Below are 21,350 nucleotides of genomic sequence, written 5' to 3'. Positions count from 1 at the left end.
AAGGGTGTCTCAAAAGTCAATTGACTTTTGAGACACCCTCTTTTTGATTGATCAGACATAGCGGCGCTTCAAGCTCTTCCGAATCAAGCAGTGTCACTTTTGCCGCTCAAATCTTTGTTCGTCAATAACTTAAATTTGCGCAATAAAGTTTCTGGCGTCGTACCCTGAGAAGCGTCGTCCAAAATGAAGATGCTTGTGGCGCAAAATAAGACAGTTATTCCCAAGGTTTCTCAAGCGTCAGTCCTGCAGTAAATTCTTTCGTTTGCTGTTTGCGTTTTTTCCGACTCTGATAACGGTTTTCTGCACTTTCAAAAAGGAACTGTTCCTCCTCGGTTTCAGGAATTACTTTAGGAACTAAAGTCGGCTTTCCATAGTCATCAAGTGCTACGAAAGTTAAAAAGCACGTCGTGCATAATTGACGTACACCGGTTTTAAGATTTTCATCAATAATTTTCACAAATACTTCCATCGAGGTGTTGTGACTCCATGTCACAAATGCCTCTAAGCAAACTGACGAACCCGCATAGATCGGTCGCAGAAAATCAACCGAATCAATAGAAGCAGTTACAACGAGCCTGCGCGAATGGCGAGTGGCAGCCGTTAAAGAAATATTATCCACATGCATCATCAGTTTTCCACCGAAAAATGTGCCATGGTTATTTGTATCGTTTGGTAAAACGTGAATTGAGGTCACTGAAAATGATTCTCTGGCCTTTTTCGATTCCATCGTTGTCCTCCTTCATCGACCCTTCTGAGTTCATACTGAAAATCCTCTGTTTTCGCAACAGACGGTTCGTGATTTGAATTTATTATTTATGATTGGGTTTGGCTTTGATAACAATATATTGGTCGCTTTTCGCCGGTTTCGATTCGACGATATATCTGCCGTCCCTTTCAATCCATGGTGGTGTATGCTTGCAATATAAATGCAGTTCTAGAAAGGGAGTCTGGGATATAAAGGGCTTTAACGCCTGTTTTGACGTGACTTCTGGAAATCTCTTCTGAAGTTTGATCAAATCTAAAAAATAGACATCTTTATTTTCAGTCGGTACCGGTACTGCTTTTTTCAAAATTTCTTTCTTAACCGCATTGTCGCTTTCAATGGAATGGATTTCTCGGATGATTGCTTCAAACTGTTCATCCGAGAGTTGATTTACCTGAAAAACATGAAACCCGGCTTTGTCAAAAACGACATAAGGAATTCCGCTAATCTCTTTCCCGACAAGAATTTTGCAATCATAAATCAAAGGAAGTAGCTCCTCAACATACTTTCTTTGTGCCCGAATAGAGCGCGGCTGTTGATTATTCATTTTTATTTTTCTGTTAATCACCCATCTTTTTTCGATCTTTTCATAAACAATCAATTGATCGGCCATTTTAAATGGGCACAGTCCGTTTTCCGATGAAAACACTACGAGCTTAGCCATTGTTACCCTCCCCCTGCTTCATGCCTAGCTTAGCTGCTTGTCCCTAGCTTCCTCTTGTCAAAATAAAGGTGTCGCTTATGATTGCCTGCAGAAGTGATTACCATGAAATAAATGTAATTATCAGTCAATTAAAAGCAGGAAAATAGCTGATGTGAACACGCAACTCTATAACAAACGCGTGATTTTCAGAAACTTTTTTTGGATGTCTTCTGCTCTTTCAATAGACACACCAAAATTAAAGATCGGCCGAGCAATGCGTATCAGCTGTAAAAAATCACAGTTCCCCGTCCTCTCACCGATCCCCAGTAATGTTGTATCTGCATAGTCGCAGGAGGAACCCTTTAAGGATTCAATTGTATTGGCTAATGCCATTCCCAAATCGTTATGCCCATGAAACCCAAACTTCGGCTGAGGCTTTGCAGACACCGACAATCGTTCAAATTTATGTCTGCATAAAGACGGGGTCGCTGTGCCAACTGTGTCCGAGAGTCGAATTCTTCTAATATTAAAATCCAGTAAAATATTGATAATCTCATCACTAGCGTTGCATGAATTTTAAGAGAATATTCGGAAATTATATTTTTTCTGCCAAAACTAAAAAAGTTAATGTCCACCTAAAAGGTGACTCGATCCATTTTACAGTTTTATCCAGTTAATCAGTGTCAAGGTGTCGACAGCCTTTAAAGGTGCCCTTAGGTTACTCGTTTCCGTTTCTCCATTTGAAAACGAATACGGCGGAACCATTGCTCACAGGATTTCCAAAGCACAGCTTTGAACCATCGGGTCAGTTGAAGAACTGAACGCGTTGTTTCAAGTTTCTGCTGAATCAAAACGAATAGACTGTAATGAATCAATGCCAAAAGTAGTTGATTTTGGACAGCCGTCTCACTTTGTCCATAAAACGTTCGAATCCGTACATGTTGTTTCAGCCATTTGAAGAAAAGTTCGATGGCCCATCGATGGCGATAGACATCACTGATTTCTGTCGCCGACAAGTCAAAGCGATTGGTGATGATCCGGATGTTCTTACCCTGATCGTCTTTAGCCACGATTAGACGGAAGGCATTTTCCGTTTGGTTTTGAACGCCGCCCAGCAGGATCATTTGATCCGATAAAATAGAACTTTTCTCGGGTACTTTATAGTCGTGCAGGACATGGATTACGGCGTTCTTTTTTAAACGGGAAGCAAAGAACATCCCCTCTTCTGAAAAACGATCAAAGGCCTGGTAGTCCACATAGCCTCGATCAAAGACATACATGGCTTCTTTCTCGTCAACGAGCACATCGAGTTGCGAGCGGATATTGACTTGAGCTGATGTAAGGACTGCTTTTTCCGGAAACACTTGCCCTTTTCCCATAAAGACAAGGCGAAGGTGCAGCTTGACACCGGCTTTGGTTTTGCGAAAGTGAGCCCATGGATATCGCTGAGCATTCAGGGGTATCGTCGTCGAATCCACAACCTTAAGCCGTTCATCAATTTTGGGCGCTCGTTTGCCTTTAATTTTGGCGACGAGATCAAGAAAGATCGTCATCAACAGTTGAGGGTCAACCGAGTTATTTTTTCTTGAGAGTTGTGAGGCGCTGATCGACGAAAGACCCGTTGCTTTCTGAAGCTCTTCACCTAAGACACAGTCCGAAATCGAACGCAGACTGTCTTCTTTCTGAAGATGAGCATACAGAAAAAGGGTCATATAGGCCTTTGTCGTCAGCTTTTTCACATACTTGTCACCGCCGGTTTGTCCGAGTGTTTCGTCAAGCTGTTTAAAATCTATCTGATTTAACCATTGCGAAAATGAAGAGAGATGTGTATTCTTATCCATGCGTAAATCCTTTTCTTTGGATTTGGATAGAATCACCTATCCTTCCATTGTAAAGGATTTTTTTGTTGGCTAACCACCTTAAATCCGAACATTCCTAGTATTTTGAATCATCAGCTTTAATTACTGCAACGCTAGTGATGAAAAGTAAATACATTTTGTTGTTTGTTAACAAATTTTTCATAAGTTTTAAATTATTTATAATTGTTACAATTTTCAGCGTAGTAATTTATAACTATTGTTTATGGCCTGTTAAGTAAACGCTATTGGTTTGAAGTGAAGCTTACTTCAACATCATGTTTTGCAGGATTTTCATCTTTCAATCAACCTGAATGAAGGATGGCGATCTAATGAGGTTCTGTACCGATGCCGATCAATTCGTTCTGGATGGGTGTAGGTGCGGAGGGGATACGCCATGGACGAAGGAGCTCATGTTCGCCATCCTTAATGCGCGATTATCAAAAGGTCTGCTGGTGACAACAAATGGATTAATCTCAGTACTGTCTCAATTATGGTTCTCAAATTATCAACCATTTTCTAGATAATATGTCCCGGGATAATCTTATGCGATTAGAAGGCAATTGCAGTCCTCAACTAGCAAGCCTTATCGAGAATGATTCATAAGAGAGAAGCAGCGACCAGTGCTCATATACATTTATCTACTTACAAGAAAAACCAGGCAAAATACGCCCGGTCCTTACTTCCACAGGATGTGATGACTTCCGCGTTGTGCACACGACGTGCACGCCTTTATCGGTTACTCGCTGGCACGCATCAACTAGGCGCGATCCCGCAGGCGCCAGAGTACCTCCGTTTTGATTCTTAGCCAAGACACTGGTCTATTGGTTGAAGAAGGGGCAGAATCATAAACTTTCTTTACCTGTCAAAAAGTCCCGTCAGCTTTTCCTGACGGGACTTTCTAATTGATGACATAACGCGCTTCAAGTTCTTCCGGATCAAGCAAGGTCACTGTTTGCTTCTCGCGATGAATCAACGCTTTATCCTTTAATAACTTAAATTTACGGGACAACGTTTCTGGGGTCGTTCCCAAGAACCCCGCTAATTCCTTCATTTTCACAGGTAAATCGAAGGTCAGGGAACCCTTTGCCTTCGCTAAATCCAGCAGATAGACCGCTAATCGCGTTTCTACAGCTTCCATGAGTAAAAATTTTGACTGGTTCTCCGCAGAAACCAGTTTTTCTGCATTCGTCTCTAATAATTTCAGACTGATCTGAGGATACGTCAGCAGCAGCTTCCGGAAGTCCTGGTGAGCCAGTGTGCATACCACCGTTTCTTGAAGCGCTTCGCCAAATGAGCTGTCGTTTTCTGTACCGAATAATGCCGTTTCGCCTTCATACCCACCCGGTTCGACAACGCGCAGAAGCTGCTCGCGACCAGAGCCGGAAATCTGATAGACTTTCATGCGTCCTTTGGCTACGATGGTCAACTGCTTCTGATCATACGGTTTGAAGATCTGTTCCGCTTTCTTATAGACATGACGTTTGGTCAGTTGATCAATTTTTTCTAAATCAGATTCGTCCAAATGATTGAACAGAGGGACCAAGATCAGACAGCTATGCTTCCCCATCATTCAAACCTCCATTAATTAATCATCATCATCATCGTCTTCTTCTAATCCCTCTCGAGGAGCATGACCTAAGAACGCCTGTAACTCACGGATCTTGCAATTATTCCAGCCTAATTGCTGCACCAGAAACGCTTGAAGTACCGGTTTATCCTCTTTTTCAGCTAATTTAATCGCGCGCGTGATAAACAGATTTTGCGTATCAAAGTCTTTCACTGCAGCCACAAGCCATTCTTTAGCAGAGAGATACTTGAATTTCCCATGCTCCTCCAACATACTGTAACGGTTGAACTCCTCAGTTGTTGTCGGAATCACTTCGCTTTCATCTAACAACACTTGTGCAAGCTCGTCAAATAACCTGATTTCTGTTTGGATCGCCTGGCTGAAGAATTCCTTTAAAAATGGAGTTTCGGATCCTTTGGCATAAGAAACGGCCTGAGCCAGCTTTTCCTGATGAATCTTCAGATTGGCTAAAATATGACCGGTCATCGCTCCGGCGGTCGGGATGTGGTGATCTTTCTCCGACTGAGAAACTTCTGCTTCATACAACGCATCGATTGACATACGCGTTCCTCCTCTGAATTTATGATCCTTAAGATTCCTTTACTTTTACCGATTCGACTTCATAACCGAGTTTCGACACGATCTGCGCAACCGCTTTGGCTGAGATCTTATCTGGATCGATTTCTGCTTTAACCTTGCTGGAATTAAACAAGACTTTCGACTTTAGAATGCCTTCCTGATGCGCAAGGCCGGTTTCAATTTTTTGCAGACATGACGGACAGGTCAGCGCCTCTAATTGTAAAATCACTTTTGTCATCTTGAACGCCCCTTTCTTTTCTTTACATTTTCAGTTTAAAGCGATTCGTTCATTAATAAATTGACAGGTATCAACTTTTAGAAATAAGAGCTAAGTGTTATGCAGCATGCTTCGTGTGGTAGCTTAACAAACGCATCCCGTTCAGGATGACCACTAAAATGCTGACTTCATGGACGAACATGCCGCTCGCCATATAAATATAGCCAAAGATCAGACCGATCAATAAGAAAGCAACGGTAGCAATGGCAATAACAATATTTTCTTTCATATTTTTTACCGTTTTCTTCGTTAATCCATAAGCATGGACAAGCTCGGTAAATCTGGATTTCATCAAAACAATGTCTGAGGTTTCCACCGCAACATCGGTCCCGCTGCCCATGGCAATGCCGATATGTGCCGAGGCAAGGGATGGGCTGTCATTGACGCCATCCCCGATGAAAGCAACCGTATGCCCCGCCTTCTTCAACTTTTCTACATAACCCACTTTATCTTCCGGCAACAGCTCTGCATGAACTTCATCAATACCAAGTTGCTGGCTAATCGCCTGCGCGGTCCGCACATTGTCACCCGTCAGCATAACCATTCTTTTGATGCCCATTGCTTTTAACGCTGCTAAAGCTGCTTTAACCCCGTCTCTTGGCGTATCGGCGATACCAAGCATAAGCGCCAGTTGCTGATCGACCGCAACTAAAACGGTGGATATTCCTTTCTCTTCCATCTCAGTTAATTTTCGTTCCTGTTCCTGGTTCAGTCGAACCCCGGCTTCAGTTAACAGGTTACGATTACCAACCAGGACGGTCTGATTTTCCACAACTGCCCGGATTCCCTTACCCTTAACCACTTTGGTTTGCGTCACCTTCAGATGACTGTACTCAATAGCGTGCGCCTCGGCATAGGCTAAGATCGCCCGACCAAGTGGGTGATCGGATTCCTTTTCAATAGCAGCTGTATAGGCTAATCCACGTTGCTGACCAGGCATGGCCTTCATTTCTACGAGCTCAGTCTGTCCTTTCGTTAGCGTGCCCGTTTTGTCAAAGACTAACGTATCCACCTTACTGAACGTATTCATGATCTCGCCGCCTTTGATCAGAACGCCGCGTTTTGCGCCATTACCGATACCGGCGACATTGGATACCGGAGCACCGATCACTAAGGCCCCCGGGCAACCCAGGACTAAGATTGTGATGGCCAGACGGATGTCCTGCGTGATCCCCCAGACAATTATTCCCAATAAGAGAACGGCTGGCGTATAGTAGCGGGCAAAATGATCAATAAACTTTTCCGCATGTGATTTCGTATCCTGAGCTTCTTCAATCAATTCAATGATCTTACCGAATGTGGTATCCTCACCCACACGAGTTGCCTTAATGCGTAACGTTCCATTGTCTAAAAGAGTCCCGGCGAAAACGGTCGCGCCGACCGACTTATCAACAACCCGCGATTCGCCCGTGACACTGGCTTCATTCAGATAGCCGTGACCTGAGGTGATCACCCCATCCACCGGGACCTGTGCACCCGTCTTCACTAAGAGCTCATCACCCGCATTGACTTCATCACTATCCGTTTCCTGCACCTGACCATTCTCTTGATAAACCCAAGCTTTCGTCGGAGCCATTTCAGTCAGGGTTTTAATTGAGTTGCGCGTTTTCTGCAAGGTTTTCTGCTCCAGATAACTCCCGAACAAAAACAGAAAGACAACGATCGCCGATTCGTTATATTCACCAATGAAAAGGGCACCGATCACAGCGATACTGACTAACAATTCGATACTGATGACCTTTACGCTCAAGGCCTGCCATGCATGAATCAAAACCGGTAAAAAGCCGACAAGTGTAGCCGCGATAAAGGTCGCCGTATAACCTAATTCCCAATGAAAAAGTCCTTTACTTAAAAAGCCGAGGACAATCAAAGCACCGGTCAAATAGGTGATGTGTTGGTTATGCTTCTGTACCCATTTCTGGACGTTCATACAGCCTCCCCCTCCTTTTTATAACTCAAGGATAAACGGAGACGAAGAATTTAAAATTGACCGCTGTCAAGAAGTAACGATTTATTGTAGCATCAATGATTCGATTTCATTGCTGAAGTTCGTGCGGCTAAGGTTCCTTTTTGGTATGGGAAGACTTTATTGAAGCTAAAAGATGCGCTATGATTGAATCAATGATTTTTAAACGAAGATGCAAGAAGCGGATGATTGACCGCAATGTACAAAGCAAAACAAGGCTGATTGACGGATTGCAAAATCGATAAAGTGGGTGATGACATGAACATTGACGTATTGCAGCACGTTCCCTTTGAAGGACTCGCATCTATTGAAGAATGGGGCAACGATAATGGCCATACCTTTCGCATGCATAAGCTCTATGAAAATCCCTCAATACCCCGGATCGATGATCTTGAATTTCTGATCCTACTCGGCGGACCAATGAGTGCAAATGATCAGGATCAACAATGGATTGACGAAGAGCGCAGATTAATCAGAAAGACCATTTCCGAAAATAAGCCTGTATTTGGCGTCTGTTTAGGCGCTCAACAGATTGCTAAAGCATTAGGAGCCGCTGTTATTCAAGGCGATAAAGAAGTAGGCTGGCATCCAATACGTTCCGTTTCTTCAAGGTTACCGTTTATACCAGAGGAATTGACTGTTTTTCATTGGCATGGCGAGCAATTTGAACTTCCCGATAGAGCGGAACGATTAGTGAGCAGCGCGGCATGTGAAAACCAGGGATTTATCTACAGTGAAAAAGTGATTGGCTTGCAATTTCATCTGGAAATGACCCCTAATCGTATTCAGGGATTACTCACCCATGACGGAGATTATATTGATCACTCACAATTCGTGCAAAGCGCTGAAGAAATAACCGACTTTGGTATTCCTGAACAAAACAAAACGGTTTTATTTAAACTCCTAGACTACTTAGTGAAGAACAAATAAATTTAAAAGGAGCTACTCCTCATTGAAGTAACTCCTCAAAAAGCCAATAGGATAAACGCTAAAAACAACAGCTAAAAACGAATGATAGAAATCCTGTAGCCATTCAGGATTTTTTATTTTCCATCAATTCATTTAGCGATACCATTTCAAGTAATCCTTGTGCTGCTTCACTCCCCTTATTCCCACTCTTAGTCCCTGCACGTTCGATCGCCTGTTCAATCGTTTCCGTGGTCAGTACGCCAAACATGACGGGTATATCTGAATTTAATTCGATTTGCGCTACGCCTTTGGCTACTTCATTACTTACGAGTTCATAATGTGTGGTTGCGCCTCGAATAACAGCCCCTAAAGTAATGACCCCATCATATTTTTGAGTAGCGACTACTTTTTTGGTAATAAACGGTAATTCAAAGGCACCGGGTACCCAGTAAACATCGATGTTCTTCGCGTCAACGCCGTGTCTTATCAAATTATCCTTAGCACCTGCAAGTAATTTTGATGTAATCAATTCATTAAAACGAGCAATGGTAATGGCGACCTTTACATGTTCTCCTTGATATTTTCCTTCATAAACCGTCATGATTTAATCCCCTTTTCGAGTGATAACATGTGATGGAACTTTTCTTGCTTCGTCTTTAAATAATGCTTATTTTCTTGATAAACCGTTGTTTCGAGTGGTACACGTTCGACAATTTCAATATGATGTTGCTGTAGCTCTGCTATCTTTTCAGGATTATTGGTGAGTAACTTAATTTTTGAAACCCCTTCGTTTTTTAATAGCCATGCCGCTTGCGCATAGTGTCTTTCATCAGGTAAGAATCCTAAAGCAACGTTCGCTTCATAAGTATCCATACCTGCTTCTTGAAGTTTGTATGCTTTTAGCTTATTCCGTAGGCCAATCCCCCTGCCTTCTTGACGTAAATATAAAATGGCACCTATTTTCGCTTCAGCAATTTGCTTCATTGCCTGATCTAATTGTTCGCCGCAGTCACAGCGATGCGAACCAAATACATCTCCAGTCAAACATTCTGAATGCACGCGAATCAACGGGGGCTCCTTGCTCTTCTTTAAATCGCCCATTGATAGGACCAATTGTTCTTTTCCTTCATGGTCAAGGTAGAGCGATAATTTAAAATCACCGTATTTAGTAGGTAATTGGACTGTGACATCGGCGCTCTTCTTTTGATGGGTTAAATAGTCGCTTAACTCGGCAATGGTTATAAAATCGAGTTGCCATTTCCGAGCCAACGCTTTTAAGTCGGCCGTTCTCGCCATTTTGCCATCTTCTTTTAGAATTTCACAAATATAAGCGGACTCTTCATGAGCCAGTCTTGCTAAATCAACCGCCGCTTCCGTGTGGCCTCTTCTTTTCAAAACGCCTGCATTTTCAGCAATTAGCGGAAAGATATGTCCCGGCCGTAAAAAATCGCTTGGCTCACTGTTCGGATCAGCGAGCGCCTTTATCGTTTTCGCTCGGTCAAATGCTGAAATGCCTGTAGTCGTTTCTTTATGATCGACACTAATTGTAAAAGCTGTTCCAAAAGCATCGGAATTTTCAGCCGTCATCGCATGTAAATCTAACCGTTGTGCAATCTTCTTTGTTACAGGTACACAGAGTAAGCCCCGAGCGTTTTTGGTCATAAAATTAACCGCTTCGGGGGTCACTTTACTTGATAGCCCGATTAGATCGCCTTCAGCTTCTCTATTGTCATCATCAGCAACAATAATTAATTGCCCTGCTTTTAACGCTTCAACCGCATGTAGGATCTTTTCTTCACGCATGATACCCTTCCTCGTTTAAATGAATCGTTGTTCTCAATAATGACTTCACATATTTACCGACGACATCGGTCTCCAAATTGACATAATCCCCTTTTACTAAACGATCAAAATTCGTATTTTCTAAAGAATGTGGGATCAAAGCTACAGCGAATGTTCCCGGTTTGACATCATCAACCGTCAGGCTCGTGCCATTGACAGCAATTGAGCCTTGTGGAACAATTTCACCTTTTAGTTCTGGTGGATAATAAAAGGTTAATTTAAGTGAGTTTTCGTACTTCATTTTTTGAATTAATCGAGTGGTTTGATCAACATGCCCAGAGACGATATGCCCTTCAAACCGGTCATTTGGAGACATTGCGCGCTCTAAATTGACTAAAGTGCCTTCTTTCATTTGCGAAAAAGTCGTTTTCTGAAAGGTTACCGGCATAACGTCAACGGAAAAGCAATCCTTTTCAACAGTGGTTGCCGTTAAGCAAACACCGTTTATTGCCATGCTATCGCCAACTTTGAAACCCTTTAATCGATCCGTATCTTCTACAGATACCGTCAACGTGATGTGATGTTGCTGCTTATTCACCCGTTTTATTTTCCCGACCGTTTGAATTAACCCTGTAAACATTTACTTCACCCTCTCACTGACAATTCGTAAATCCTCACCAATACGTTCGATACTTTTGAATGTCAAATTATTTTCATGATCGATCATTCCATTGCCGGAAAAGGCGGATAAACCGGTACCGCCAATTAACTTAGGCGCGAGATAAGTAATCACTTCTTCATAGCAATGCGCTTGCAAAAAGGTGTGATGAATCTGCGCGCCGCCTTCAACATAGATGGATTGCACCCCTTGCTGTCCAATATCATCCACAATCTTTGGTATTGAGAAATCATCGGTTTGGATAATTTTCACATGATCGGGTGCCTTTTCTTGTAATGCACTTCTCGTAAAAATCCAAATTGGCTCTGGATGCTCAAATAATTTAAACGCTTCAAAATGCAGCGTCTTCCCGCTTCTGTCTACGATTATTCGAATGGGTGGATAATCACTGTTTCCACTGGGTAATAAGATGGGATTGTCTGCTAAAACCGTGCCACTTCCGACTAGAATCGCTTGATAGCCTAATCGCTCTTCATGCACAAATCGATTCGCCCGTTTACCGGTAATCGCCGTTCTTTCACCTGGTTTAGCTGCTATTTTTCCATCTAAACTAAGGGCTTGTTTCAACACAATATACGGTTTTTTATGTCGATAGAAATAGTTATAGTGCTTATTTAGTGATTCAGCTTCACTCGTGAGACAATTCATTTTCACGTCAATTTGATGGGCTTTTAAGATTGCTGCGCCTTTATGAGCAACAATCGGATTAGGATCAAGTTGGCCAATGACCACGCGCTTAATCCCACTGTCAATGATCGCTTGCACACACGGCGGCTGTTTGCCGTAATGTGTACAAGGTTCTAAAGTGACATATAAAGTTGAATCGTGCAGTTCTTCGGGGTGAGCACAATGGTCAATGGCCATTCTTTCCGCATGTTTTTCACCAAATCTCGCATGATAGCCGGTTGCAATAATGCGATTATTTTTCACAATAACGGCACCCACTCGTGGATTTCTATATGTGTTTCGACCACCTTTTTCAGCCAGCTCAATTGCTTTTTTCATGAACCGTTCATCCAATTGCACGTCCCCCTTTCTTTAAAAAGATACAAAAAGCCCCGTAGTAACCTACGGGGCAACACAAAATAGACTTAGTTTTATTATTATCTAACTAGACCATAGCAAAAAAGATACAATCCTCGTTAGAATTGCAATAATACTAAATTCTTCTCCCATCCAGACTTTAACTGTCGGTTCTAGACTCTCACTAGATCCACCGCAAAATTGCGGGTCACGGACTTTAAGCTTACTTGCTTATTACCGTCGGTCGGGAATTACACCCTGCCCCGAAGAATATATTCAACTTTACTTGTAATACTAAATCATTACATTTGATCTGTCTACTTTTTCGTTTTTTCAATGATTTATTTAAAATTCAGAAAACCTGTTTTACCGATTGCCATTTTCAGTTATGATGGAGTAAGAATAAGCGATGAACCGAATGAATTCATCATCAAAACCCCTTTTCTTGATACCATGCGATTTCGTTTTTATAAGATGGAACTGGGCAAAATGAACTGGCACGCATTTATGCACAGCAACAATCCTGCAAGTGCCGCTTTGATGAGTAAAATGAATTATAAAAAGAAAGAACGTGTAGCCGTTCGGCTTGCCTTTCTCAGGCAGATGGCCGGTTTGCAGCTTGATGAAGCACGCAGCAGCATGATCAACGGTTTTTTTGAAACCTATTTAAATCTGAGTGAAAATGAGGTGGATCAACTCATGAAAGAAGTCCATGCATTACCGAAAGATGAGCGAGAACAAGTCATCAAATGGCCGAATTCATTCTATGATCGCGGATTGAAGAAAGGTAAAACTGAAGGCAAAATAGAAGCTCGAAAAGAGATGGCGCTGCGTATGCTTCAAAAGAAAATAGACCTCCACACCATCGCCGAATTAACCGGGTTATCAATAGAAGAGCTCATCAAGATGAATAAATAAGCACAAAATAATGAACAGGCATCATTCTAAGAAGTGATGCCTGTTCAGCTGCGGATTCGGTAAAAGAGTAGCAATCCCAAAACTTTCCATCTATTGATCGTCTCCCACATAGGTGATAAATTCGGAAAAATTCATGTTGCTTCAGATGCATATAAAGACCGGAACCCTGTTTTATGTTCTTTGATGGAATACAGTCTAAACGTGTAGGCTTTTTTCTGGATCATGGGCTCACCCACCTGCTTAGGAAATCCTTTTATACACAAATCATAGTGCGAACGCTTATTCTAGTCAATCGTGATTATTGCCAATGGTAACGAGACACTAAAGAAAGCGATTCATCTTACCGCTTAGCTTCTCGCAAAGCTTGAAGCGGGGAATTCTCGCCAAAATCGTGTTAAACAGAGTCGTTTTAATGACGACATTTTCACTTCGTCATTTTCCCATTCGACGCATCATTTTCCACATGCCAAAGCGCCAAAGGGACGGATGATTTCTTGCAATCCGTACCGCAATTCTATCTGTTAATGAATGATAATACCTTCTTGAGGGATTTGAATCCGTCGCAGCTTTATAGAAAATTTTTGCTAAATCATCAGACGTTGCCGATGCTTGAAAAGAAAATAAAAGCTTCTTGATCGCCAGCACGAGTTTCCTATAGGGTGAGTCTGCTTTTAAATTCTTTTCCGCTTTTTGCATTGCTATGTCTCCCCACTCAGACTGAGTAGCTCCCGGTTGAATCACAATGCTCCGGAGACCAAATTGTCTGATTTCCATATCGAGTACATCTGACCATATCCCCAGCGCTGCTTTAGTCGCATGGTACCATCCACCAAGAGGCATATAAACATTTTCTCCAACCGACGTCACATTGATCATCCGTCCAAATTGTTGCTTCCGCATCAGCGGCAAGACCAGCTTAGACAATTCACCGGCCGCAAATAAATTGACATCAAATTGATATTTGGCATTTTCAAGGTTAACTTCTTCCAGTGGACCGTACTCTCCATAACCTGCATTATTGATCAATACATCGACTCGGCCTTGTTCTTTTATTGCCGTCTCGACAAAATTTTGATTTGATTCATTGTCTGTAACGTCCAACGGGAGGACATGAATGCCGAGTTCATTCAGATCTTTCATACGTTGCGTTCGTCTGGCACCTGCATAAACGACCCAACCGTGATCATGAAAATATTTAGCACTTGCATACCCCATACCTGACGATGCGCCTGTAATTAATACCACTCTTTTTTCATTTTGCATGATTATGGCTCCTATCAAGACCGAACGTTCGGTCTTTTTATATTTTATTAAAAAGCGCATTTCTGCGCTCCCGTCAATCTTTAACGCCTTTTCATTGCATTCAGCACCATACAAATGATCGAATCCAGTTCCGAATCTGTCATTGTCCCATTGATCTCTGCCATTTTCATAGGTAAAGAAAAGAAAGTCGCGTACACATAGGCCGGTGCCTGAACAAACTCCGGATTTCCAACTATTTCTTCAAAAGCCCTGTAAATAGGCGCAGCCGTCGTTTCGGCATATTGGTGCGCCTCTTCGCTGACTACACTCGGATTGGTTTGAACCGCCTCCATAAATTTCGCTTCTTTAGGATAACGCTGATAGCGCTGAACAAAGTGGCGAATGAATGCGCCGATGCGTTCATCTAAATCCGGATGCTTCGCTTCAACTTCGGCAATACCTTCGTCCATCAAATCCTTTACGTACATATAGGTTTTGGAAAGTAGCTCCTCTTTATCTTTAAAATAGACATAGACCGTTGACTTGGATATTCCTGCTGCCGCAGCAATTTTGCTGATCGACAAATTGACCAGATCATTCGTTGAAGTCAGACTTAGAACTGCATGAAGAATCATTTGTAATTTATTTTTATCTTTATTTTTCATACAGCAATGGTAACCGAACGGTCGGTCGCTGTCAATTGTTTTTAACTCCACCCTCACATGCGTTCTCCATAAATCAATCGATGCAGCCTCTAATAGAGGTGAATAAACTTTTAATGGAAGAACACTTCTGTTAATGTAATGATCATCATGGGCGAGCAGAGGATTAATTCGAACTTCTGAATTCAAACAAGGGGTTTTTTCATGATGAAATCCGTCTGTTCCTCGTCACCCATATAAAAGGAATGGGCTCCATTTTGTACAAAACCAAATTTCTTATAAAAGGCAATTGCCTTCTCATTCTTTTCCCAAACACCTAGCCAGACCATTGTTTTATTTTGAATGCGGGCCATCTCCAGCGCTTGATTAATGAGATACTTTCCAAGTCCTTTTCTTTGAAACGTGCGTCTAATATAAATCCGCTCTATTTCAAGTGATTCATCGCCCATTTTTTCAGACTGAGCATCATTAACATTTATCTTCAAATAACCAGCAAGGTCTTTATTGAGATAGATGAAAAAGAACTCTGAAGAGGGGTCAGACATTTCTTTTTCCAGCTGTTTCACATTAAATGCTTCTTCTAAATAGGCTTTCATCGTTTCCGGAGAATTCTGCTCCCTAAATGTCTGGTCAAAAGTTTCAATACTTATTTCTTGGAGTATTGGTAAGTCTTCACGGCAGCACTTGCTAATCCTTATAGTCATTTTAAAATGGCACTCCTTTTATCGATCAATAATTTCTTTTGTTTCCCTTTTTTACAAATTCCCAATCTTTTTCTACATTTTTTCTAACTCTTTGAAGAAGATAAAAAATCGTTTCTGTTTCTTCTCCGGAAAGTCCCGCTAATGCAACGCTATTCGAATAATCATTTTCTCTTTTAATAAAAGGAAATACCTTTTTCCCTTTTTCTGTGAGAAAGAGTTTTTTTATTTTTTTGTTATGTTCATCATCTTTTTTTTCAATAAAACCCTTCATTTCAAGTTTTTGAATGGCACGAGCTGCTGTTGTTCGATCCACTTTGATCATCTCAGCTAACTTTTCTTGAATGATTCCCGGGTTTTCACCTATTCGCACAAGGTACAAATACTGCCCTTTTGTCAGTTCATATTCTTTAAATTCTATATTGCTTATCGAATCTAGTGCCCGGGCAATCATTCCAACTTCACGGAGAATTTCCTTCATCATTAACTCCTTCACAAATATTTTTATTGCATATGCAACAACTATGATATATATTAAATTTAAACTAATTTTATTGCATTTACAACAAAAACATTGATCAAGAGGAAGTGGCAAAATAAAGTGAAATATGCTTTTTATGTACTAGGCATTTTACTATTAACTCTTGGTATTTCTTTCACGATACAATCGGACCTCGGAACTTCACCCTTTGATGCACTTTTGGTAGGCCTATCTATAAATGTAGGGTTTACTGTAGGAAGTTGGGAAATTATACTTGCTTTACTATTAATAAGTTGTAATTCATTATTAAAAAGACAAAGGCCAGAATTTTTAGGGTTGTTAACATCACTTATAACAGGAATCGGTATTGATCTGTGGCTTTTTTTATTGCACTTTTTTGTAACACCTGAACAATGGTACAGCAAAGCGGTTTATTTTGGAATCGGCTTAGTTGTTATCGGATTAGGAACGTCAATCTATTTACATACAAATTTCGCCCCGATTCCAGTTGACCGATTAACATTAATTATTCAAGAATTAACGAGAACAAATATATTTTTTTCAAGGACGCTCATTTACGTCCTATTTTTGATCATCGCAGTCATTTTAAATGGACCCATTGGTGTTGGAACTCTATTAACGGTTTGTTTAGGGGGACCCCTACTCAATTACTTCATGTCACTAACTAAAAAAGTATTTGGCCGCTTACAAATAGACCGCCATCTTGAGCGTGCTCAATAAACAGTGGAATGTTCAGGGTACAGCCAAGTCTTGGGCAAAGCCAAAGACTTCGTTTGACAATTCAAGAGTATAAAAAATAGAGATTAGGAGATGGAAAAATGAACAAACCTTTTTTACCTTTCAGTGTCGCTATGATTACACCTTTTTCGACGAATGGCGATCTCTATTTAAAAGGAATTCCCCCTTTAATCGAATACTATAAGAAGCAGGGCGTTCCTGCATTATTGATTAGCGGATCTACCGGCGAGCAGCATTCAATGACTTATGAAGAACGCGCAGCTTTATTCAGCGAAGTAAAAAAAGAAGCAAAAGATGACCTGATCTTATATGGCGGTGTCGCTGCTGTTCGAACAAAGGATGCAATGGCCCTAGCTGTTTCTGCGGAGAAATCGGGACTCGATAGTATCATGCTGGGCTTCCCTCCTTATTTACGCATTAGCCAACAAGAAGCGATCACTTATGTGGAAAAGATTTGCCATACAACGACATTGCCAATCATGCTTTACAACAATCCTCCACGAACAGGATTCGATCTGCATCTGGAAACACTCTTCAAGTTGATTGACAAAAACCCACAAATCGTTGCATTCAAACAGGCGGGCAATCCCAATACTGTACCCCATATCAAAAAACAACTGGGTAAGGCATTCATGGTCTTATCCGGAGATGATTTGTCGCTTATTAAAAATCATCAGTTAGGATTTGACGGCATTACAAGTATTATAGGAAATATATTTCCAAATGAAATCCAGTTCATGATCAAAGCGATTCATGAAGGAAAAACTGAGGCCGGAGAAAAACAGCTGACTAAACTTTTACCCTATATCCATTCAATCATGGAAATGGGAACCTTGCGTTCAGTTAAATATCTTTTTGAAAAGCAAAAGATTGATGTCGGAATCTGCCGTGAACCCCTTTCCGTTTTAAGTGAAGAAGAGAAAAAGATTATTGACCAAGCTTTTTCAAAGTAACAAAATACAATTACGAAACACCTGTACGAATCACTACGTTCGCACAGGCCTTTTCCAATTGATAAAAGTTTTTCTGGATAGGAGAAATGTGCAACAAAGAATATGGTCCTCGTAAGTGTCAGTATAAAAAAGGAAAGAAAAGTAATTTGCCTTGTTTCTAACAAGCTGCTTGGAAAGGGCACTATTTATGAGGCCACTCTCTGGAAGAGATTCCCTAGGGAACCCTATCATCTTTAACAGTTTTTATTCATCACAATAAACGCCGTGAAATAGGCATTATTGCTTAATTTGTATTTGTCTTTATCCCCACTCGTTTGCTATGAACGGAGTTAAAGAGCAAAAAGTTGGTTTATTGGGGCTTTGATGAGTTAAATATACTTAAATAAGGTTTGATAAATAGGAGGCCTCGTCCCGCAATCTTACCGGTTTTACAAATTACTGGATCCTTTTCCCTTTTCCAGCAAGGACTTTATATTGTAATGAAAGATGCTAGGTGCACCATATGATGCGTATTGTGCGGGGATTCAGCAACCATTCGTAAATCATCGGCAGCCGTGGGGGTAGCGAACGCGTCAAAAACAACTGTTTGATCCCCGCATTTGACCACGAGCCAGTTCCAGGTATAGAAAGCGCTGCCCAGACACCATCATCAAGCGGAGTCAACGAAAAATATTTAGCTTTAGGAAGGGATTCATTAAATACGGTCAAATATAGTCAATTCCTTTGACTATTCTTAGATACGGATTTTTAAACCTCTTTCTTGCTTATGATGACTTGTTCTTCCCTATTACTGAAACTACGATTCAATCAATCCCACCAACTTTCCGAATACCTTTTCAAGTAATCGAATAATTGTTTATGTTCTTCTTCAAAAAGATCATCAGCTTCTGTCCCGCACTGACGAAATAATTTTAATTGTATCGTATTTATACTCTGTGTAACATCATAATTTCCATCTTTATTTGGTTGATCAGCAACATGCATAATTTCATTAGCATCAATAGCTGGATATTTTGTATAGTAGTCATACTTGTTAAGTGTTTCTTCAAGGTAATTATTCTTCCACAACCTATGTGCCAGATTTGCCGCATATTCTATTTGTTCAGCTATTTCTTCTGAGTTTGTTGAATGACCCTCTCTTCTTTGCATATTGGCCATATTTTGTAGCTTTTTCCATAATAGCTTATAAAGATATGCATTGTCATAATCTCTATCTGTCCATATTACGGGAAACCATTTGATTAAATTTGTTACTCCATTCTTTATTGAGTAATAAATATTAGACACCCTAATTCCCCCTCTTGTCCTTCTAGATCAAGATTTTATATGTACTCAGTTCTATGGTTTCAACGAATTGTGTAAATGTGTGTATTGATTTGCCATCCAACAGCCAATTCAGCTGTCGTCGCGTAATTTTTAAAGAAGGCGAGGAATCGTCAGCCTTTGGCCATGCAAAGGCTCCTTTCTCCAGACGCTTATAATAAAGCCAAAAGCCGTTATATTCCCAATGCAAGATTTTTAACTTGTCCCGCTTACGATTACAGAACACAAATAGGCAGGAGGAAAAAGGATTAAGATGAAAGCCTTCCTGTACGATAACGGACAACCCATCAATCGACTTTCTCAGGTCCGTAGGACCTTTGGCTAAATACACTTGCTCAATGATCGAATCCCGAATCATAGCGTTCGCAACACACGAACCACATCAGCCAACAGATCCGGATCGAACCCGGCGTGGACCTCGATCCTTGAAACTCCAAGATGGACAAAAAGACTCTCTTGTTTCTGTGCACGATCAAAATCCATGGTCATCCATGAATGCGTTGAAGGTGTCGCTGGCATCAATCTTAGCTTACGTCGCCAATATCGAAATTGACTGAGTGAAATTCCTTGTGTCGAACACCATTCTTTGCCGTTCTGTTCACTTTTCTCAAAATCTTTCATGCGCTCTTGCCAAAGATTTTGTAACTCGATACGCGTCATGGATCATCCTCCAGATCATTTGATAGAGGCATTATCGCATGCTTGACTGATCAAGAGAAGGTGTCCATTATTTGACGCTTACGTTAAAAATTAAAATGAGCTTTCATTATTTCGATTGTCAACTTGACAGGGTACAGATCATTGTGAATAGGTGTGGGTTATTTTTATAATTCTAAATGCAAAAAATCTGAATCTCAAAAAAATTGCCATTCAAAAAGGTCACAAATGTTTTTCAAATATTATTTTTCTTCGCTTAAGAGTGGAGCGCGCTTAATAAGAAAAACTGCGAATAAATACATTAATAACGATAATGCCAACGTGATGCCAATCATCTGAAAATTAATATTTCCAAAAACAACCGACCTCATAGCATTTAATTGATAGGTTAAAGGATTAAGATGGGATAGAACGAGTATATAAATTGGAGCATGATCTAAACTATAAAAAGTTGGTGCTGTAAAAGATATTGGCAAATACAACACACTCAATAAGATATCCCTCTGCTGATAATTTTTAACCATTAATGAAATAATAATCCCTAATGAGGTCCAAAATATAAGACATATTAAAGAAAAAAATACAATTATAATGAAACTATAAAAGCTTATGCTATTTTGAATAGCTACTGATAGACTATACACAATCAACACCTGAATAAAAACTGAAATTAACGGAAAAGTGGACATCCCAATTACATAGTATTTTGGACGAATTCCATTAAATAATTTTATAGGTAATAATCCCCATCTTTTATCAATAACAGTTCTGTACACCGCTTGAGACATTTGTGAAATTATCAATATACCAAAAATTCCTATGGTCGTATATTGAATATAATTTACGTTTTGCCCCTGATACTCAAAATTATCCATTGATTGTTTAATACCAACAGTAAGAAAAAGAAAATAAAAAATAGGCGTCAAAACCTTAGAATATAATATATTTTTATTATTCCAAAATGCCTTCATTTCTATTAAAACTACTATAAAAAATCCACGTAAACCCAATTGTCGATTGTTTCTAAATTCATTTGGTGTCATTTCCCCGCCCTCTCTCTTTGAGTCTCTAAGAAAATATCTCTGAGAGACGGTTTTTTTTCTTGAATACTATTTATTTGTACGACAGATGCTAAACAATCCCATATTGAATTAATCGAAGTCTGCTTGCTTAATTTTATCTCAAGAGGTTTCCAATTTACGATATCTACGCATCTTTCTTTCAAAGACTGTATGGAATCATCAGTCAATTTACCATTAAAATTAATCGTTAATATTTTCAAATTTTGACTGTTACTTAAAAAATGAGACATGTCTCCGAAAAATTTAATTTTGCCACTAACTATAAATATAATTTTTGTACAAAATGATTCAAGTAGATCCAGATCATGTGACGAAATGACTATAGATTTGTTATCTTTTGATAACTCTTTTAAATAATTGAGTAAAGTTGTTGAGGCACTTACGTCTAACCCAGTCGTTGGTTCGTCAAGAACTAAAAATTTTGGTTTATGAACTATATGTATATTGCCATCGCAAAAGCCCAGTTATGCCATGTTTTTGGGACACTTAGGACATAAACGAGGGACATGTGTGCCATGCGAGGGA

General features: G+C 40.4%; 25 protein-coding genes and 1 riboswitch. Of the genes, 4 read left to right on the top strand and 21 right to left on the bottom strand.

The window, feature by feature from the left end; translation table 11 throughout:
• Positions 1–214 precede the first annotated feature (214 nt).
• From AA84_RS0106695 to AA84_RS0106660, 8 genes are all read right to left on the bottom strand, one after another.
• Complete coding sequence (locus AA84_RS0106695; RefSeq protein WP_010026629.1) at positions 215–727, bottom strand: acyl-CoA thioesterase; 513 nt, start codon at positions 725–727, stop codon at positions 215–217.
• Between the two features lie 82 nt (positions 728–809).
• Positions 810–1,427 carry a Fe-only nitrogenase accessory AnfO family protein gene (locus AA84_RS0106690; protein WP_028976560.1) on the bottom strand — a complete coding sequence of 206 codons (618 nt, stop codon included), beginning with the start codon at positions 1,425–1,427 and terminating at the stop codon, positions 810–812.
• A gap of 165 nt (positions 1,428–1,592) precedes the next feature.
• On the bottom strand, positions 1,593–1,949 hold the full coding sequence (locus AA84_RS19630) for a hypothetical protein (protein WP_420542176.1): 357 nt from the start codon (positions 1,947–1,949) through the stop codon (positions 1,593–1,595).
• A gap of 170 nt (positions 1,950–2,119) precedes the next feature.
• On the bottom strand, positions 2,120–3,247 hold the full coding sequence (locus tag AA84_RS0106680) for an IS4 family transposase (protein WP_037563194.1): 1,128 nt from the start codon (positions 3,245–3,247) through the stop codon (positions 2,120–2,122).
• A 916-nt stretch (positions 3,248–4,163) separates the two neighbouring features.
• Positions 4,164–4,832 (bottom strand): Crp/Fnr family transcriptional regulator, encoded by a 669-nt coding sequence (locus tag AA84_RS0106675; RefSeq protein ID WP_201770044.1) that lies wholly within the window; start codon positions 4,830–4,832, stop codon positions 4,164–4,166.
• 18 nt (positions 4,833–4,850) lie between these two features.
• The gene (locus tag AA84_RS0106670; RefSeq protein WP_028976556.1) at positions 4,851–5,393 is read right to left on the bottom strand and encodes a ferritin-like domain-containing protein; all 543 of its coding nucleotides are present in this window, start codon (positions 5,391–5,393) and stop codon (positions 4,851–4,853) included.
• Between the two features lie 28 nt (positions 5,394–5,421).
• Positions 5,422–5,649, bottom strand: a complete 228-nt coding sequence (locus tag AA84_RS0106665) for a heavy-metal-associated domain-containing protein (protein WP_028976555.1) — start codon at positions 5,647–5,649, stop codon at positions 5,422–5,424.
• 97 nt (positions 5,650–5,746) lie between these two features.
• Positions 5,747–7,618 (bottom strand): heavy metal translocating P-type ATPase, encoded by a 1,872-nt coding sequence (locus AA84_RS0106660; protein WP_028976554.1) that lies wholly within the window; start codon positions 7,616–7,618, stop codon positions 5,747–5,749.
• A gap of 294 nt (positions 7,619–7,912) precedes the next feature.
• On the opposite strand from AA84_RS0106660, the gene AA84_RS0106655 reads away from it, so the two are divergent.
• Positions 7,913–8,584 (top strand): type 1 glutamine amidotransferase, encoded by a 672-nt coding sequence (locus AA84_RS0106655; RefSeq protein WP_010023749.1) that lies wholly within the window; start codon positions 7,913–7,915, stop codon positions 8,582–8,584.
• A gap of 103 nt (positions 8,585–8,687) precedes the next feature.
• Here the strand turns inward: AA84_RS0106655 and ribH are convergent, their stop codons facing one another.
• The 4 genes from ribH to ribD are packed head-to-tail and all read right to left on the bottom strand — an operon-like array spanning position 8,688 to position 12,050.
• Positions 8,688–9,164, bottom strand: a complete 477-nt coding sequence (ribH, locus tag AA84_RS0106650) for a 6,7-dimethyl-8-ribityllumazine synthase (protein ID WP_010023751.1) — start codon at positions 9,162–9,164, stop codon at positions 8,688–8,690.
• Entirely contained in the window at positions 9,161–10,366 is a 1,206-nt protein-coding gene (gene ribA / locus AA84_RS0106645) for a GTP cyclohydrolase II (RefSeq protein WP_010023752.1), read from the bottom strand. Before ribA ends, ribH begins: the two co-directional genes overlap by 4 nt.
• Positions 10,359–10,985, bottom strand: a complete 627-nt coding sequence (locus AA84_RS0106640; protein ID WP_028976553.1) for a riboflavin synthase — start codon at positions 10,983–10,985, stop codon at positions 10,359–10,361. Before AA84_RS0106640 ends, ribA begins: the two co-directional genes overlap by 8 nt.
• Positions 10,986–12,050 (bottom strand): bifunctional diaminohydroxyphosphoribosylaminopyrimidine deaminase/5-amino-6-(5-phosphoribosylamino)uracil reductase RibD, encoded by a 1,065-nt coding sequence (gene ribD / locus AA84_RS0106635; protein WP_236628065.1) that lies wholly within the window; start codon positions 12,048–12,050, stop codon positions 10,986–10,988. It lies immediately after the preceding gene.
• A gap of 134 nt (positions 12,051–12,184) precedes the next feature.
• Positions 12,185–12,322, bottom strand: a riboswitch (FMN riboswitch).
• A 214-nt stretch (positions 12,323–12,536) separates the two neighbouring features.
• Between ribD and AA84_RS17310 the strand changes: the two genes are divergently transcribed.
• The gene (locus AA84_RS17310; RefSeq protein ID WP_128191227.1) at positions 12,537–12,965 is read left to right on the top strand and encodes an RpnC/YadD family protein; all 429 of its coding nucleotides are present in this window, start codon (positions 12,537–12,539) and stop codon (positions 12,963–12,965) included.
• A 432-nt stretch (positions 12,966–13,397) separates the two neighbouring features.
• Here AA84_RS17310 and AA84_RS0106625 read toward each other — a convergent pair whose 3' ends face one another.
• The 4 genes from AA84_RS0106625 to AA84_RS0106610 all read right to left on the bottom strand — a co-directional run bounded on the left by AA84_RS0106625 (position 13,398) and on the right by AA84_RS0106610 (position 16,051).
• Positions 13,398–14,228, bottom strand: coding sequence for an SDR family NAD(P)-dependent oxidoreductase (locus AA84_RS0106625; protein WP_028976551.1), 831 nt, complete (start codon positions 14,226–14,228; stop codon positions 13,398–13,400).
• 80 nt (positions 14,229–14,308) lie between these two features.
• Positions 14,309–14,923, bottom strand: coding sequence for a TetR/AcrR family transcriptional regulator (locus AA84_RS0106620; protein ID WP_028976550.1), 615 nt, complete (start codon positions 14,921–14,923; stop codon positions 14,309–14,311).
• Positions 14,924–15,054: 131 nt separating this feature from the next.
• Complete coding sequence (paiA, locus tag AA84_RS0106615; protein ID WP_028976549.1) at positions 15,055–15,573, bottom strand: spermidine/spermine N(1)-acetyltransferase; 519 nt, start codon at positions 15,571–15,573, stop codon at positions 15,055–15,057.
• 25 nt (positions 15,574–15,598) lie between these two features.
• Positions 15,599–16,051 (bottom strand): MarR family winged helix-turn-helix transcriptional regulator, encoded by a 453-nt coding sequence (locus tag AA84_RS0106610; RefSeq protein WP_028976548.1) that lies wholly within the window; start codon positions 16,049–16,051, stop codon positions 15,599–15,601.
• A 120-nt stretch (positions 16,052–16,171) separates the two neighbouring features.
• Here AA84_RS0106610 and AA84_RS0106605 point away from each other — a divergent pair, with 120 nt between their 5' ends.
• Both AA84_RS0106605 and AA84_RS0106600 read left to right on the top strand, forming a co-directional pair.
• Positions 16,172–16,792 (top strand): YczE/YyaS/YitT family protein, encoded by a 621-nt coding sequence (locus AA84_RS0106605; RefSeq protein WP_028976547.1) that lies wholly within the window; start codon positions 16,172–16,174, stop codon positions 16,790–16,792.
• Between the two features lie 98 nt (positions 16,793–16,890).
• Entirely contained in the window at positions 16,891–17,763 is an 873-nt protein-coding gene (locus AA84_RS0106600) for a dihydrodipicolinate synthase family protein (protein ID WP_028976546.1), read from the top strand.
• An 807-nt stretch (positions 17,764–18,570) separates the two neighbouring features.
• Here the strand turns inward: AA84_RS0106600 and AA84_RS0106595 are convergent.
• From AA84_RS0106595 to AA84_RS19620, 5 genes are all read right to left on the bottom strand, one after another.
• Positions 18,571–19,050 carry a hypothetical protein gene (locus AA84_RS0106595; protein ID WP_028976545.1) on the bottom strand — a complete coding sequence of 160 codons (480 nt, stop codon included), beginning with the start codon at positions 19,048–19,050 and terminating at the stop codon, positions 18,571–18,573.
• A gap of 22 nt (positions 19,051–19,072) precedes the next feature.
• Positions 19,073–19,444: an IS66 family insertion sequence element accessory protein TnpB gene (gene tnpB, locus AA84_RS19625; protein ID WP_051577842.1), complete on the bottom strand. Its 372-nt coding sequence runs from the start codon at positions 19,442–19,444 to the stop codon at positions 19,073–19,075.
• Positions 19,441–19,746 (bottom strand): IS66 family insertion sequence element accessory protein TnpA, encoded by a 306-nt coding sequence (gene tnpA / locus AA84_RS0106585; protein WP_028976544.1) that lies wholly within the window; start codon positions 19,744–19,746, stop codon positions 19,441–19,443. The genes tnpB and tnpA overlap by 4 nt, the downstream gene beginning before the upstream one ends.
• Positions 19,747–19,985: 239 nt before the next feature.
• Entirely contained in the window at positions 19,986–20,786 is an 801-nt protein-coding gene (locus tag AA84_RS0106580) for an ABC transporter permease (protein WP_028976543.1), read from the bottom strand.
• Positions 20,783–21,055, bottom strand: a complete 273-nt coding sequence (locus AA84_RS19620; protein ID WP_028976542.1) for an ATP-binding protein DrrA1-3 family domain-containing protein — start codon at positions 21,053–21,055, stop codon at positions 20,783–20,785. Before AA84_RS19620 ends, AA84_RS0106580 begins: the two co-directional genes overlap by 4 nt.
• Between the last annotated feature and the right edge of the window lie 295 nt (positions 21,056–21,350).

This window comes from Sporolactobacillus terrae DSM 11697 (genome assembly GCF_000648615.1).
In the GTDB taxonomy this organism is placed as follows: domain Bacteria; phylum Bacillota; class Bacilli; order Bacillales; family Sporolactobacillaceae; genus Sporolactobacillus; species Sporolactobacillus terrae.
This window is presented reverse-complemented; position numbering and strand designations above follow the sequence as displayed.

Coding starts and splice junctions, on each gene's coding strand:
- AA84_RS0106580 (WP_028976543.1), bottom strand. CDS start 20,786: ATGACACCAAATGAATTTAGAAACAATCGACAATTGGGTTTACGTGGA.
- paiA (WP_028976549.1), bottom strand. CDS start 15,573: ATGACTATAAGGATTAGCAAGTGCTGCCGTGAAGACTTACCAATACTC.
- AA84_RS0106680 (WP_037563194.1), bottom strand. CDS start 3,247: ATGGATAAGAATACACATCTCTCTTCATTTTCGCAATGGTTAAATCAG.
- AA84_RS0106670 (WP_028976556.1), bottom strand. CDS start 5,393: ATGTCAATCGATGCGTTGTATGAAGCAGAAGTTTCTCAGTCGGAGAAA.
- AA84_RS0106655 (WP_010023749.1), top strand. CDS start 7,913: ATGAACATTGACGTATTGCAGCACGTTCCCTTTGAAGGACTCGCATCT.
- tnpB (WP_051577842.1), bottom strand. CDS start 19,444: ATGATTCGGGATTCGATCATTGAGCAAGTGTATTTAGCCAAAGGTCCT.
- ribA (WP_010023752.1), bottom strand. CDS start 10,366: ATGCGTGAAGAAAAGATCCTACATGCGGTTGAAGCGTTAAAAGCAGGG.
- AA84_RS0106695 (WP_010026629.1), bottom strand. CDS start 727: ATGGAATCGAAAAAGGCCAGAGAATCATTTTCAGTGACCTCAATTCAC.
- AA84_RS0106640 (WP_028976553.1), bottom strand. CDS start 10,985: ATGTTTACAGGGTTAATTCAAACGGTCGGGAAAATAAAACGGGTGAAT.
- AA84_RS17310 (WP_128191227.1), top strand. CDS start 12,537: ATGAACTGGCACGCATTTATGCACAGCAACAATCCTGCAAGTGCCGCT.
- AA84_RS0106690 (WP_028976560.1), bottom strand. CDS start 1,427: ATGGCTAAGCTCGTAGTGTTTTCATCGGAAAACGGACTGTGCCCATTT.
- AA84_RS0106625 (WP_028976551.1), bottom strand. CDS start 14,228: ATGCAAAATGAAAAAAGAGTGGTATTAATTACAGGCGCATCGTCAGGT.
- AA84_RS0106660 (WP_028976554.1), bottom strand. CDS start 7,618: ATGAACGTCCAGAAATGGGTACAGAAGCATAACCAACACATCACCTAT.
- AA84_RS0106610 (WP_028976548.1), bottom strand. CDS start 16,051: ATGAAGGAAATTCTCCGTGAAGTTGGAATGATTGCCCGGGCACTAGAT.
- AA84_RS0106600 (WP_028976546.1), top strand. CDS start 16,891: ATGAACAAACCTTTTTTACCTTTCAGTGTCGCTATGATTACACCTTTT.
- ribH (WP_010023751.1), bottom strand. CDS start 9,164: ATGACGGTTTATGAAGGAAAATATCAAGGAGAACATGTAAAGGTCGCC.
- tnpA (WP_028976544.1), bottom strand. CDS start 19,746: ATGACGCGTATCGAGTTACAAAATCTTTGGCAAGAGCGCATGAAAGAT.
- AA84_RS19620 (WP_028976542.1), bottom strand. CDS start 21,055: ATGTCTCATTTTTTAAGTAACAGTCAAAATTTGAAAATATTAACGATT.
- AA84_RS0106675 (WP_201770044.1), bottom strand. CDS start 4,832: ATGGGGAAGCATAGCTGTCTGATCTTGGTCCCTCTGTTCAATCATTTG.
- AA84_RS0106665 (WP_028976555.1), bottom strand. CDS start 5,649: ATGACAAAAGTGATTTTACAATTAGAGGCGCTGACCTGTCCGTCATGT.